The 12,851-nt window shown below is 52.4% G+C and carries 15 protein-coding genes; 5 read left to right on the top strand and 10 right to left on the bottom strand.

Going from position 1 to position 12,851, the window contains the following annotated elements; all coding sequences use genetic code 11:
• Window position 1 precedes the first annotated feature (1 nt).
• A complete protein-coding gene (locus KE671_RS08485) occupies window positions 2-199 on the top strand; it encodes a YbdD/YjiX family protein (protein WP_206162784.1) in 198 nt (65 codons plus the stop codon).
• A gap of 48 nt (window positions 200-247) precedes the next feature.
• Here the strand turns inward: KE671_RS08485 and KE671_RS08480 are convergent, their stop codons facing one another.
• The 3 genes from KE671_RS08480 to dsbG all read right to left on the bottom strand — a co-directional run bounded on the left by KE671_RS08480 (window position 248) and on the right by dsbG (window position 3,151).
• A complete protein-coding gene (locus KE671_RS08480; protein WP_061076796.1) occupies window positions 248-865 on the bottom strand; it encodes an IbrB-like domain-containing protein in 618 nt (205 codons plus the stop codon).
• On the bottom strand, window positions 850-2,073 hold the full coding sequence (locus KE671_RS08475; RefSeq protein WP_206162539.1) for a phosphoadenosine phosphosulfate reductase: 1,224 nt from the start codon (window positions 2,071-2,073) through the stop codon (window positions 850-852). The genes KE671_RS08480 and KE671_RS08475 overlap by 16 nt, the downstream gene beginning before the upstream one ends.
• Window positions 2,074-2,404: 331 nt before the next feature.
• Window positions 2,405-3,151 (bottom strand): thiol:disulfide interchange protein DsbG, encoded by a 747-nt coding sequence (gene dsbG / locus KE671_RS08470; protein ID WP_206162538.1) that lies wholly within the window; start codon window positions 3,149-3,151, stop codon window positions 2,405-2,407.
• 376 nt (window positions 3,152-3,527) lie between these two features.
• On the opposite strand from dsbG, the gene ahpC reads away from it, so the two are divergent.
• Both ahpC and ahpF read left to right on the top strand, forming a co-directional pair.
• On the top strand, window positions 3,528-4,091 hold the full coding sequence (gene ahpC, locus KE671_RS08465; RefSeq protein WP_004859485.1) for an alkyl hydroperoxide reductase subunit C: 564 nt from the start codon (window positions 3,528-3,530) through the stop codon (window positions 4,089-4,091).
• 243 nt (window positions 4,092-4,334) lie between these two features.
• The gene (gene ahpF, locus KE671_RS08460) at window positions 4,335-5,900 is read left to right on the top strand and encodes an alkyl hydroperoxide reductase subunit F (protein ID WP_206162537.1); all 1,566 of its coding nucleotides are present in this window, start codon (window positions 4,335-4,337) and stop codon (window positions 5,898-5,900) included.
• 76 nt (window positions 5,901-5,976) lie between these two features.
• Here the strand turns inward: ahpF and uspG are convergent, their stop codons facing one another.
• The 3 genes from uspG to rnk all read right to left on the bottom strand — a co-directional run bounded on the left by uspG (window position 5,977) and on the right by rnk (window position 7,142).
• Window positions 5,977-6,405, bottom strand: coding sequence for a universal stress protein UspG (gene uspG / locus KE671_RS08455; RefSeq protein WP_206162536.1), 429 nt, complete (start codon window positions 6,403-6,405; stop codon window positions 5,977-5,979).
• Between the two features lie 90 nt (window positions 6,406-6,495).
• Entirely contained in the window at window positions 6,496-6,585 is a 90-nt protein-coding gene (yldA, locus tag KE671_RS22925) for a small membrane protein YldA (RefSeq protein ID WP_271788437.1), read from the bottom strand.
• 146 nt (window positions 6,586-6,731) lie between these two features.
• Window positions 6,732-7,142, bottom strand: coding sequence for a nucleoside diphosphate kinase regulator (gene rnk, locus KE671_RS08450; protein ID WP_043001447.1), 411 nt, complete (start codon window positions 7,140-7,142; stop codon window positions 6,732-6,734).
• Between the two features lie 274 nt (window positions 7,143-7,416).
• On the opposite strand from rnk, the gene KE671_RS08445 reads away from it, so the two are divergent.
• Window positions 7,417-8,253, top strand: coding sequence for an alpha/beta fold hydrolase (locus KE671_RS08445; RefSeq protein ID WP_206162535.1), 837 nt, complete (start codon window positions 7,417-7,419; stop codon window positions 8,251-8,253).
• A gap of 96 nt (window positions 8,254-8,349) precedes the next feature.
• Window positions 8,350-8,973 carry a flavin reductase family protein gene (locus KE671_RS08440; protein ID WP_206162534.1) on the top strand — a complete coding sequence of 208 codons (624 nt, stop codon included), beginning with the start codon at window positions 8,350-8,352 and terminating at the stop codon, window positions 8,971-8,973.
• Between the two features lie 38 nt (window positions 8,974-9,011).
• On the opposite strand, the gene rna is transcribed toward KE671_RS08440, so the two are convergent.
• The 4 genes from rna to citX form a co-directional block, all read right to left on the bottom strand.
• Window positions 9,012-9,818 carry a ribonuclease I gene (gene rna / locus KE671_RS08435; protein ID WP_206162533.1) on the bottom strand — a complete coding sequence of 269 codons (807 nt, stop codon included), beginning with the start codon at window positions 9,816-9,818 and terminating at the stop codon, window positions 9,012-9,014.
• Between the two features lie 111 nt (window positions 9,819-9,929).
• On the bottom strand, window positions 9,930-11,393 hold the full coding sequence (citT, locus tag KE671_RS08430; protein WP_206162532.1) for an anion permease: 1,464 nt from the start codon (window positions 11,391-11,393) through the stop codon (window positions 9,930-9,932).
• Window positions 11,394-11,418: 25 nt separating this feature from the next.
• The gene (gene citG / locus KE671_RS08425; protein ID WP_206162531.1) at window positions 11,419-12,327 is read right to left on the bottom strand and encodes a triphosphoribosyl-dephospho-CoA synthase CitG; all 909 of its coding nucleotides are present in this window, start codon (window positions 12,325-12,327) and stop codon (window positions 11,419-11,421) included.
• Window positions 12,299-12,850, bottom strand: coding sequence for a citrate lyase holo-[acyl-carrier protein] synthase (gene citX / locus KE671_RS08420; RefSeq protein WP_206162530.1), 552 nt, complete (start codon window positions 12,848-12,850; stop codon window positions 12,299-12,301). Before citX ends, citG begins: the two co-directional genes overlap by 29 nt.
• Window position 12,851: the final 1 nt, after the last annotated feature.

Below are 12,851 nucleotides of genomic sequence, written 5' to 3'. Positions count from 1 at the left end.
GATGTTTGATACGCTTTCGAAAGCCGGTAAATATCTGGGCCAGGCCGCGAAACTGATGATTGGCGTGCCGGATTATGATAACTACGTTGAGCATATGCGGCTCACCCATCCGGATCAGACGCCCATGACCTATGAGGAGTTTTTCCGTGAGCGTCAGGATGCGCGCTATGGCGGAAAAGGTGGAGCACGCTGCTGTTGAACGCGAGGGGATTCAGGCCGGATAAGTCCGTCATCCGGCATAATCAGCTTATTTCACCGTCCAGGCTTTTGAAAATCGACGACTGGCAAACAGCTCCTGAAGACCATTGATCTGTTTCAGGCGCAGGACTTCGTCCTCGTCCATCCCTAATTCCTTACCGATTCTTTCGTCTTCCCATCCCAGTAATGCCAGTTCACGTACGATCTCCGACATGGCGTGGATCTGATGACGGCCTCGGGCGCGGTTGTGGCGAATGGTCGCCGCCATGCGGTCATGACGCTCCCCCTCCAGACAAGTAATGGGTAAATAGCCTTTGAGGCGGGATTTGAGCGAGGCTTTGCCTTTCCCCAGTTCATGGCGATGAAAACCATCGACGATCTCATACTCTTCCGGGCTGGATTGGGTGGCAACAATGGGTTGGGTAAAACCATCCGCTTCTATAGATTTCAGCAGCAGCTTTTTCTCCGGCGGAGCGACGTTATTGGGATTGTAATCATTAGGCGAAATGTGTTCGTTTTTTATCCATAGCACACAGTCAACCGGCTCGTCACGAAACGGACTGACGCTGTGAATCGCCTTTCTGAACTCATTGATGGCTTTTATTCGTTCGTCATCAGATAAGCCAGAGAGATAGCTAAGGAGGTCCTGAGTTAATCGTTGTTGCATAAAATTCCCCATTCCTTGCGTTTCGCTTTCATGCGTTCGCTATAACGCTGGTAACTTTTTGGTTTAGTTGGACTGAAAGAGAGCGCCCGACACCAGTAATCATTGTTCAATAACACTTTGCAGATACGTCGCCAGGAGGGGATATCTTTCGAACCAATATCGCCAGTTTGCGTTTGCGGGATCTCGCTGAGGCCGTTTTTCTTGTACCACTGTAAATAGACGGCGATTTTGTTGCGGTAATGCTCAGCCGTGTTGATTGGCATGCTGAGCAGTAACAGCATGGCGTAGTCCTGCCAGCTCAAGTGATCGGGCTTGAGAATTTTTCGATGGCCATAGAAGTGATTATCCTGTCCGGCGTAGATCCCGCCACTTCTGACGCCACTCACGCGCTCGCACATCGCTGCCCATCTTTCCGGTTCAACAACATGATAGAGCCATAATCCCTGGCGCTGTTCAGGGCCAAATGGCTCACAAATTCGCATGTAACGGGCCGGGACTCCGGCCTGATGCATCAGGGTGTAGAGCGGATTACAGGGCAGATTCGTGCGACCAAACCAGGTCCAGATATCGGCTGTTTTCCAGTCATACAGCGGGTAGATGTACCAGGTATGCCCACCTGGTGCGGCTGTTGTCCAGGGTTTGTCATCGGCAAAACGTTGTTTACGTAAGCTGGCGATAGCCACAAAACGGTTATAGGACTCATCGGCCCGAATCCCGATCATCATGGCTGCCGGGCGTTTATTCGAAAACCAGTCAGCAAATTCACGCACAAACTGTTCAAAGGTCATGCCGGGTTGATAGAAAGGAAAATAGCCCGGATCGGTGATGGCGTCTGGCGGCGGTTGACGAACCCATTGAGTATCGGGTTCCCAGCATTGCCATTCAGGTTGAAACTGAGACAGTGAGTTTTGGGTGGTGAGGGGAAGGGCAACCCAATAGAAATGGTCGATGACATCGGCATACATATCGCGTAACGCGGAAATATAATTAATGGTACAGGAAAATTGCGCTTCCCAGTCAATGAACAACACATTGATTTTTTTGTGTAGCTTACGTGCAAGATTTGCCGTCAGATGTAACATCAAGCCGGAATCCTTACCACCGGAAAAGGAGACGCACAAACGAGGAAGATTTTCGAGAGTCCAGGTGATGCGTTCTTCGGCGGCTTCAAGAACATTCTGGTTTAATGCTATTTTATAAACTGACATGTATCGCTTATCCTTAAACGTTAAAGTCGTACGTCTGGAATAGATATCCCTCTATAATATAAGTCTTTTTTGTGGGTGTGCAATGTTTAAATTAATTCAATAAATTAATTAACGTGTATTTAATATATTGGTTATTAATATATATTAATTGATATTACATGCGCGCTATACAAGCTTGTGTGGTTAAAAACTACGGATTATTGCAAAGAAATGTTTCTTTCTGGCGTGAGCGTTACTTCAGTGATGCTTAAATAACGAAGTGATTTTTACAACCTGTTATGAGAATTATTCAGGGTAATTATATTTGATTGCATATAATTACCCGTATTAATTATGGTTGCGCCATCATGGCATCCAGTTGCGCTTTTTCAGGTAAGCCAACGACCTGCTGGAGTACATTTTCTTTACTCATATAGTAAATCGCGGGTGTGACGTTTGCGCCTAAATCATCCATGATTTTCTGGTTCATATTGAGTGTCTTCATGTGCTCGGGAGAAATCGCTTTGGGCACAGCGAGCGTCATTTTTCCGCCAGAGGCTTCATAATCATGCCAGGTTTTTGCCGGATCGTTCGATGCCAGAATGGCAGCGGCGGTAGCCGGACTTTCTGGCTTGATGACGCCGACGAGAAGCGTGCGTAATTGTACTTTGCCGGACGCCACCCACGGGCGAGCCTGTTGCCAGAACTGTTTGCAGTACGGACAGAAAGGATCGGCAAACACATAGAGCACCACCGGAGCCTCTTTCTTGCCATCCAGTAACCAGTTGGCTTTTTCCATGCGCTGCCACATTTCTCGTCCGGCAGGCGCATAGATCTCTTTCTCTATCAACTGATTACTCAGATTTTCGCCTTTTTCATTGTACATGTAGCCTGAAATGGCCTGCTTGCCATCCGGCGTCAGGTAGATAGTAACCCCCATATCCTGGTATTTTCCAAGATAGCCTTTCAGCCCACCTGGCGCCTCGAAAGACTTTATAATGGTAATTCCTTGTTTTTCTATCGCTTTAACGGGTGCTGGCAGATCTTCGGCCCAGGCAAAGAGAGGGAAGAAGGAGAGCAAAAGTATACGGTTTAACATCTTTTATCCTTATAAATCAGAGCGATGTAGCGAGAGGTGAGGAAACCTATCACAGCCATAGGTAAGACCTCAGGCTGGAACGTTGCCCTTTCAGGAGTGGGGTGGTGTAATCCTTCTCGCTGTTACAGCCTTTGTTAAGGTAATGTAGAGCGCAACACATAGCCAGTTTCACTGGCGCTGAAGTTACCCACGGGTAGTTCAGGTAACGGGGCTGCCTGCAAAGGTGGCCCTTTTTACTTTGCGTCGTAGCACGTTCACAACGTTGAATTGAGAGGTTTGTTAGCTAACGCTTATTGATTTGATAAAGGAAACGCATTAGCCCTGTCAGTCAATCTTCGGTAACTTATCTCTCAACGAAAACATGGAGGAAGTACAGATGTCTTTGATTAATACCAAAATTAAACCTTTTAAAAACCAGGCGTTCAAAAACGGTGAATTCATCGAAGTAACCGAGAAAGATACCGAAGGCCGCTGGAGCGTCTTCTTCTTCTATCCGGCTGACTTTACCTTCGTCTGCCCGACCGAACTGGGTGACGTTGCAGACCATTACGAAGAACTGCAGAAGCTGGGCGTAGACGTTTACTCTGTCTCTACCGACACCCACTTCACCCACAAAGCATGGCACAGCAGCTCTGACACCATCGCTAAAATCAAATACGCGATGATCGGCGACCCGACTGGCGCCCTGACCCGTAACTTCGACAACATGCGTGAAGACGAAGGTCTGGCAGACCGCGCAACGTTCGTTGTTGACCCGCAGGGTATCATCCAGGCGATCGAAGTTACCGCTGAAGGTATCGGCCGTGATGCTTCTGACCTGCTGCGTAAAATCAAAGCCGCTCAGTATGTTGCTTCTCACCCAGGCGAAGTGTGCCCGGCTAAGTGGAAAGAAGGCGAAGCGACGCTGGCTCCATCTTTAGATCTGGTTGGTAAAATCTAAAAATTCCGGCGTCTTTCATGTCACAGGTGTGTTGGCTGCGCTTACTCACCCCGGTCACTTACTTATGTAAGCTCCCGGGGATTCATAAGCTTGCCGCCTTCCTGTGACAAGAAATACTGGGAATTTGCCTCACAGACGGGTGCTTTTGGGTGCCCGTTTTATTCAGCACCATGACGCAAGTTGTATTGATGCAGACTCAGCCAAATCAGCTTGCATGATGATGTTTTCAGAGAGGGAAGAACAATGCTCGACACTAATATGAAAACCCAGCTCAAGGCTTATCTTGAGAAACTGACCAAACCTGTTGAGCTGATTGCTACGCTGGATGACAGCGCTAAATCGGCAGAAATCAAGGAACTGCTGGCTGAAATCGCCGAACTGTCAGAGAAAGTCACGTTTAAAGAAGACAATAGCCTGCCCGTGCGCAAGCCCTCTTTTTTGATCACCAACCCAGGTTCTGATCAGGGACCTCGCTTTGCGGGTTCTCCGTTAGGGCACGAATTTACCTCACTGGTTCTGGCATTGCTGTGGACTGGTGGACACCCGTCAAAAGAATCGCAGTCTTTGCTTGAGCAGATCCGCGATATTGACGGCGATTTTGAGTTTGAAACGTATTACTCACTCTCCTGCCATAACTGCCCTGACGTGGTGCAGGCGTTGAACCTGATGGCGGTGCTGAACCCGCGCATCAAGCATACGGCGATTGATGGCGGTACGTTCCAGAACGAAATCACTGAGCGAAATGTGATGGGCGTTCCGGCCGTCTACGTTAACGGCAAAGAGTTTGGTCAGGGTCGTATGACGCTAACGGAAATCGTGGCGAAAGTGGATACCGGCGCAGAAAAACGTGCCGCAGAAGAGCTGAGTCAGCGTGAGGCATATGATGTTCTGATTGTCGGTTCCGGCCCTGCGGGCGCGGCGGCGGCGGTCTACTCCGCCCGTAAAGGAATTCGTACCGGCCTGATGGGTGAGCGTTTCGGCGGTCAGGTGCTCGATACCGTGGATATCGAAAACTACATCTCTGTCCCGAAAACGGAAGGGCAGAAGCTGGCTGGTGCGCTGAAGGCTCATGTCGATGATTATGACGTGGATGTCATTGACAGCCAGAGCGCCAGCAAACTGGTGCCGGCGGCCAGCGAAGGCGGTTTGCATCAGATTGAAACGGCTTCTGGTGCGGTGCTGAAAGCACGCAGCATCATCATTGCCACTGGTGCGAAATGGCGCAACATGAATGTTCCTGGCGAAGATCAATATCGTACCAAAGGCGTTACCTATTGTCCTCACTGCGACGGCCCTCTGTTTAAAGGCAAGCGCGTGGCAGTGATCGGCGGCGGTAACTCTGGCGTGGAAGCGGCGATCGATCTCGCGGGGATCGTGGAACACGTGACCCTGCTGGAATTTGCCCCGGAAATGAAGGCGGATCAGGTTCTGCAGGATAAAGTCCGCAGTCTGAAAAACGTCGATATCATTCTGAACGCCCAGACCACGGAAGTGAAAGGCGATGGCACAAAAGTGGTTGGTCTGGAATACCGCGACCGCGTGAGCGGAGACGTTCACAACGTTGAACTGGCGGGGATTTTCGTTCAGATCGGCCTGTTGCCGAATACCACCTGGCTGGAAGGGGCGATTGAACGCAACCGGATGGGTGAAATCATCATCGACGCGAAATGCGAAACCAGTGTGAAGGGCGTATTCGCGGCGGGTGACTGCACCACTGTACCGTACAAGCAGATTATCATCGCAACCGGCGAAGGGGCGAAAGCGTCTCTGAGCGCCTTTGATTATCTGATTCGTACGAAGACGGCATAAAAAAGAAAGTAAGACTACACCTGCAAAATGAAAGAGGTGCCAACTGGCACCTCTTTTTTTGTCAGTCACAGAATGATTAACGCACAACCAGCACCGGCAGCGTGGCATGACGTACCACGCTTGAGGCGTTAGAACCCAGCAGGTGTGTGGTAATCGATGGATTACGCGAACCAATGACCACGACGTCAGCATTCAGTTCTTCACCGAGCTCATTAACCACGTCACGAACGCTGCCAAAACGAACATGTTGCTTAATACGAGAAGGGTCGATACTGAAGTGGCCGACCATCGTTTGCAGCCGGGTTTCGGCTTCATGCTGTAAGTGTTCTTCGAAACGACGAACGTCGGCGGCGAAGCGATGCAGGCTCAGGCTGGCAGAACCTGGCAGCACGTGCAAAAGATGAATGACGCCATCCTGCTGCGCCAGAAATTCAGCGTGGCGAACCGCCTTATCGCTGAGTTCCATTTCAAAAACATCAACCGGCATAATGATTGTCTTATACATACCCGTTTCTCCCTGTTAATTAATACTTAAATCATTCAAGCATATAATAATAATTCTGTCTGCGTTCTGCAGGGGATTTTTCTTCATTCGTTACCAGTGATTCTCCAGGTAAAGTACGGCACCGACGATGATCGCCGCCATGATGAAGAATCCCAGTAATATGCTGAATGTTTCGTTCATGACCGCACCTGCCAATGAAACCGATTCAGTGTGGATCAGTCTGGGCAGAGGCGAACCAGGAAGAATGGGTGATTTTACGTAACTTACGGAAAGAGGATGCGAGCGCATCCTCTGGGTAAAGCGGAAAATCGCTTATGCAGATGGGATTAACGCAGGAAGTCGCCTGCCGCTTCTGGCTGGTATTCCAGTTCCAGCACTTCCAGGTGGGTGGATACGCCGCCCGGTAGTTCCCAGTGAATGGTGTCGCCCACACGCACGCCCAACAGCGCTGCACCCACAGGTGCCATTACTGAAAGTTGCGTACTGCTGTCAGTCATCGCCGCAGGATAAACCAACGTGCGCACGCGAATTTCGCCATCGCTGAGATTGCGGAATTTAACACGACTGTTCATGGTCACGACGTCATGCGGCATGGTCTCTGGCGAACACATTTGGGCACGATCAAGCTCGGCATTTAACGCGTCGGCAATCGGTAAATCTGCATACGCGGGTTGCTCCAGCAAGCGATCGATGCGTTCTGCATCAAGGTCGTTAATGATGATAGTTGGTCTGGACATTTTTACTCCATGTCGTCAGTACTGCGTTTTGCCGCAGGTAATATTCCCAAAAGAAAACCCTCACCGTCTGGCGGCAAGGGTTTAACTCTCCCGATGATACTGAGACTTACCCTGGGTTTGAAGTGATTTAGTTCACATTCGGGTAAATAGCCAAAAAAGCATTACTAGTATGAATTTTATTCGATAAACGTGATCGTTCTCAAATTTGCATTATGCTTTTTAAGCGCGCGTCGCGGGCGCATCACTTTCTCAGTGTTCCGTTACAGGAGATCTCATGAGCCAGTACGACAAAATTACTCTCAAAGATGGCAGCTATCTGTATTTTAAGGATTGGGGTAACTGCAGTGGACAGCCCATTGTCTTCAGCCACGGCTGGCCGTTAACGGCAGATGCCTTCGAAGATCAGATGCTTTTTCTTGGCTCGAAAGGATTTCGGGTGATCGCCCACGACAGGCGCGGGCATGGGCGCTCCGCGCAACCGTGGGAGGGGCACACGATGGATCAGTATGCCGACGATCTGGCTGAACTGACTGCACACCTGAACCTGCAAAACGCGGTGCATGTCGGTCACTCGACTGGCGGTGGCGAAGTGGCGCGTTATATAGGGCGACACGGGACGCAGCGGGTGGCGAAAGCGGTATTGATTGGCGCGGTAACGCCCATCATGGTGAAAACTGATTTTAACCCGAACGGTGTGCCGAAAGAGGTGTTCGACGGCATCCGTGAAGGCGTTGTTAATGATCGCGCCGCCTTTTTCTATGAGCTTACCTCTGCCTTCTATGGCTATAACCGACCCGGAGCGAAGGAGTCAAAAGCGGTACGTGAAAGCTTTGTTGAGCAGGGATTACAGGGCTCAATAAAAGCGCTGTACGACTGCATCAAGGCGTTCTCGGAAACGGATCTGCGCGAAGACTTGCGCAAAATGACCATTCCGACGCTGGTTATTCATGGTGATGACGATCAGATTGTCCCGTTTGAGACCTGCGGTAAAGTGGCGGCGGAAATACTGCCTGACGCGCAGCTGAAGGTCTATGCGGGCGGTTCCCACGGCATCTGCACCACTCATAAGCAGCAGATAAATCAGGACCTGCTCAACTTTATTCAGTCGTAATTTTTAACGGATTGCTCTACGCTGATCCTCTTCCATCAGGGGGATGAGCGGAGCGCATTTCGTGTTTCGCTGACGTTAAATTCATCAGAGCATACTATGTATTTCTATCAACCCTCGCAGGGACACGGCCTGCCGCACGACCCGCTGAATGCTATTGTTGGCCCCAGGCCGATTGGCTGGATAGCCTCTCAGGACACGACAGGTCGGGATAACCTGGCTCCCTACAGCTTCTTCAATTGTTTCAATTATCATCCGCCGATTATCGGTTTTGCCAGCACCGGCTGGAAAGACAGCGTGCGTAACATCATGGAAACCGGCGAGTTTGTCTGGAACCTGACCACCCGGGAGTTAGCCAGCGCGATGAATGAAACCTCCGCCAGTCTGCCGCATGGCGAAGATGAATTTTTTGCCGCCGGGCTGACGAAGGCGGAAAGTCGTCTGGTGAAAGCGCCACGCGTTGCGCAAAGTCCGGTGAATTTCGAATGTCGCCTGTCACAGAGTATTCAACTGACGACCGCGCAGGGGGAAGCCATCGAAACCTGGCTTATCCTGGGAGAAGTTGTCGGGATTCATATTGCCGAAACGCTGCTGGAAGAGGGTATTTACCAGACCGCAAAAGCACAGCCCGTGCTGCGCGCCGGTGGACCAACGGCCTACTATGCGATCAGCGAGTCTCACCGTTTTGATCTGGTGCGTCCGGATGCTCGCGCGAAACGCTGATAGATTACCCGGCGCGGATTTCACGCCGGATCGCAAGATCAGTAACCCACTTTGTCGATGATGAACTGCTTACCACAGTTTCCAGGATGAGGTTGTGGGGCAAACGAGTCGGCGGAGAGCGGTGCGTTGATGGTACTGGCCTTCAGCGAAAACTGGATCTCTGTCAGATAAGCCGGATTGCCGTGGCAGCTCAGTTTAACCGCTTTGACAGCCTCTTTTCCCCAACGTCGGGCTATCGCTGCATCGAAGGCGCGACGACTGACGCTCTTACCGTAATTCTCGCCCAGGAATGCCCCTAATTCACTGGTCTTGATCTCTTTGTTCAACCGCACCATGGTGCCGAAGTACGCGTCCGGGTCAAAGCCAAAGCAGGCGCCATGTTTCGCATACTCATAACGCTCGAGACAAGAACGTCCACCCGCTCCCGGCATTACGTCGCTGAGTTTTGCGGCGGTTTCCAGCGACAGTCCTGTTTCTGGAGCGGAACATTTGCGGCTGGCACGTGCTTCCGGCAGATTAGGGATCGGACGCGTGGCGCAGCCAAAACGCATCCAGCGGCGTTCATCGACTCCGCGTGAAGAGACTGATTTCGGCAATCCTGGCCACAAACCGTGTACGGTCAGAAAATCGACTTTGTTGGCCGTCTCTTTTTGCAGGCGACACTCGTCAGGCTCGTGGCGGTCACGTTCGTGCTGGCTCTGGCAGAAGCCCGTCTGCCAGGAAAGCGCCAGCACGTAACGGTCGAAGTCGCCGTACCGCGTGGCCTGTAATTCGTTGGCAACGGCGGTAGAAAGGGGGAGGAGTGGGGCGGCGAGCCACACCCATTTTTGCCAGGTCGGTTTCATGATGATTCTGAACTTATATAAAATCTGAATAGTATCTATTTAACCATAAAAAAGGCCCGCGAGGTGTCTTTACCCCGCGGGCCTTGATCCATTCAGCGTTTTACGTCAGAACTAGCTCCACATCGCCAGAATCGGCCAGCCAACCAGCAACAGCATCGCAATGTAAATCACCCCGAAGATGGCGCCAAGACGCCAGTAATCTTTGGATTTCACATAGCCACAGCCGTAGATGATGACCCCAGGGCCTGTTGCGTACGGTGTCAGACAGCCCATGATCCCGATGGACAGCACCAGCAGGATACACAGATGTTCCATCGGCACGCCCGGGATACCTTTACCGACCGCCAGAATAACCGGCAGCATCGTTGCTGTGTGCGCCGACAGGCTGGCAAACAGGTAGTGAGCAAAGTAGAACACCAGCACCAATACAATTACCGTCGCGTTAGGCGAGAACCCTTCCAGATGGGTGCTCATGGTACCGGCGAACCAGTCAATAAAACCGGAGCGGGTTAACCCGTTTGCCATCACCACGAGGGTGGCAAGGTTCACCAGCGTGTTCCAGGCGCTGTTGTATTTGGTAATGTCTTTCCACGGCACCACATGCAGCGCCAGCATCAAAGAAACGGCTAACAAACCGACGGCGGTGGCGTCGATCACTTCACCACCAAAAACCCACAACCCTAAGCTCAGCAGAACCAGACTGATCAGCGTCCACTCTTTGCGCGTCAGGGTGCCCATGGTTTTGAGTTCATCACCCGCCCAGGCGGCGACTTCCGCGCTGTGTGTGACTTCAGGCTTATAGAGAACATAAGAGAGCCAAGGTGCCACGATCAGCAAAATGATACCGACCGGCAGGAAGCTGAGGAACCACTGCAGCCAGCTGATCTGCACACCGGCGATTTTGCTGACAAACTCCAGGCCCAGCACGTTTGGTGCCGCGCCCGTGACGAACATCGAAGAGCTCAGGCTGGTACTGATAACCATCATCCACATCAGGTAACCGCCGATACGACGCGCGGATGGATCGTTCGGGAACGATTTAAACAGTGGCGGCAGGTTTTTGATTACCGGGAACACAGTGCCCCCGGTACGGGCGGTGTTGGATGGCGTAAACGGCGCCAGCAGAATATCGATAATGACAATCGCATAGCCCAGCGTCAGGGTGCGTTTGCCCATGAATTTCACCAGGAACAGCGCGATGCGACGGCCAAGACCGGTGACTTCGTAGCCCAGAGCGAAGATAAACGCACCGAATACCAGCCAGACGGTGGTGCTGGAGAATCCTGCCAGCCCCCATTTCAGCGCCTGTTTACCGGCGTCGAATGCCGGGTCTGCAAGCTCTTTGGCATCAAACAGCAGGTAGTTGCTGCCAATTACGCAGATGGTCACGGCGATAAAGCTGATCGCGGTAGCCGGAATTGGCTCCAGGATCATACCGACGATCATCGCCACGAAAACGGCGAAGTAATGCCATGCCTGAGGGGGCATGCCGTCCGGGACAGGGATAAGAAACATGACGCCCATAACGACCAGGGGGGCCAACAACTTCCATATACTATCTTTCGATAAAGACATAAGTGATTCTCCGGAAAGGATCTTTTCAATAATTTTGTAAATGTTTAACTTGAGAAATCTGGGCTAAAAACCACGTCACGATCAGCAGGTCGGCACTGCCGCCAGGGCTGAGATTGCGTTCAATGCAGTGGTTGTCGAACTGATGCAGGCGATCGAGATCGGCGGGGGTTCGGATGCCCCCTTGTTGTAACAATGCGTTTGCCTGCTGCTGTATCCAGCGCAGTCCTGCCGCGCCACCGCGCGAGGCCACGTTGGTGTCGCCGTTGCGCGCAATCAGCAGAAGTAAAGTGTCCAGCAACGCCAGCTCGGGATCGCGTCCCCCGGCTAGCAGGGCGCGATAATGCGGAAGCGCATGGTGGATAACCAACGGGTATCCCGCTTCGGCTTCGCCGCGTGCGCCGGTTAATCCCAGTTGCTGATAAAGTCGCTGGCCTGCCGTGATTTGTTGATTGTTGTTGCGCAGTTCGCGCTCGGTCAGTCCGCGGCAAAAGCGGGCGGCGGTGATACAGATCGTTTCCGGGGTAATGGTTTGCTGCTGTTGATGCAGACGGCCAATGGCGGCACACAGCAGACCGAGAGAAAAAATGCTGCCCTTATGGGTGTTCACACCGGCGGTGGCGCGAAACATGTCCGCTTCACAGGCCATGCCTAACGGGCGTAAGCCGTTTAATACGGTGTCGGCCGGCATCTGTGCGCAGCATGCGCCGTATTCAATAAAACGCGGCAGCCAGGCCTGAATCGCCAACGCGCTGCGGTGAAAATCCGTCAGCGACATATCTTTATGCGCGCCGCAGTTCAGACGATCGACCAGCCCGGGTTTTGGCGACAGGTTCACTTCCGTCAGCATTGCGCGCCACGCCAGATGGGCGTACGCGTCAAACAGCGTGCGGGGAAGGGCGGTGGTTTCAACGGGCATATTGGGAATCGGCAGCATGCAGCAGCGCCTCCATGTGGGTGAGCAGATCGGAGAGCGTATGGGTTTTCCCACGCGCGCACTCTGCAGCGCTTTGCTCACACAGCAGGCAGCGGCGGGCGGGAAGCGCGAAATGGCGGCGGGAGAGAATTTCGCCTCCGGGAGTGAGTACATCAATGTCCCACAAACGTCCCAGAGGATGGGTGTGTTCAAGCTCAATCGTTGCGAGCTTGATGTCACGGGCCGGTGCCTCAATCGAGAGCATGCCTTCCGGCCCGCTGGCTGAGGCCAGTGCAGCCTGCTCCCTGATGTGCCAGTCCGCCTGTGCCGCCAGCGTGCGTAGCGCGGTCACACCGTAATTAAAGAGGCGACGGGTGAGCTCGCTGTCTTTAATCGGGCCAGGCGCTACCACGGTAAAGGAGACCAGTGGAATGGGATGGCGCGCCAGCCAGACGTATTGCCGTGCTTGTCGCTCATCCCGGCTGACGAGCAGCTCGGGAATTGAAATCGCGCGGCGGGTGGCAAGTTCAGGAAGCAGGTGCATG

Origin of the sequence: Citrobacter amalonaticus (assembly GCF_018252635.1) — a bacterium.
GTDB classification, from domain to species: Bacteria; Pseudomonadota; Gammaproteobacteria; order Enterobacterales; family Enterobacteriaceae; genus Citrobacter_A; species Citrobacter_A amalonaticus_E.
Note: the sequence above shows the minus strand (reverse complement) of the source record. Positions and strands in the feature narration are given on the sequence as shown.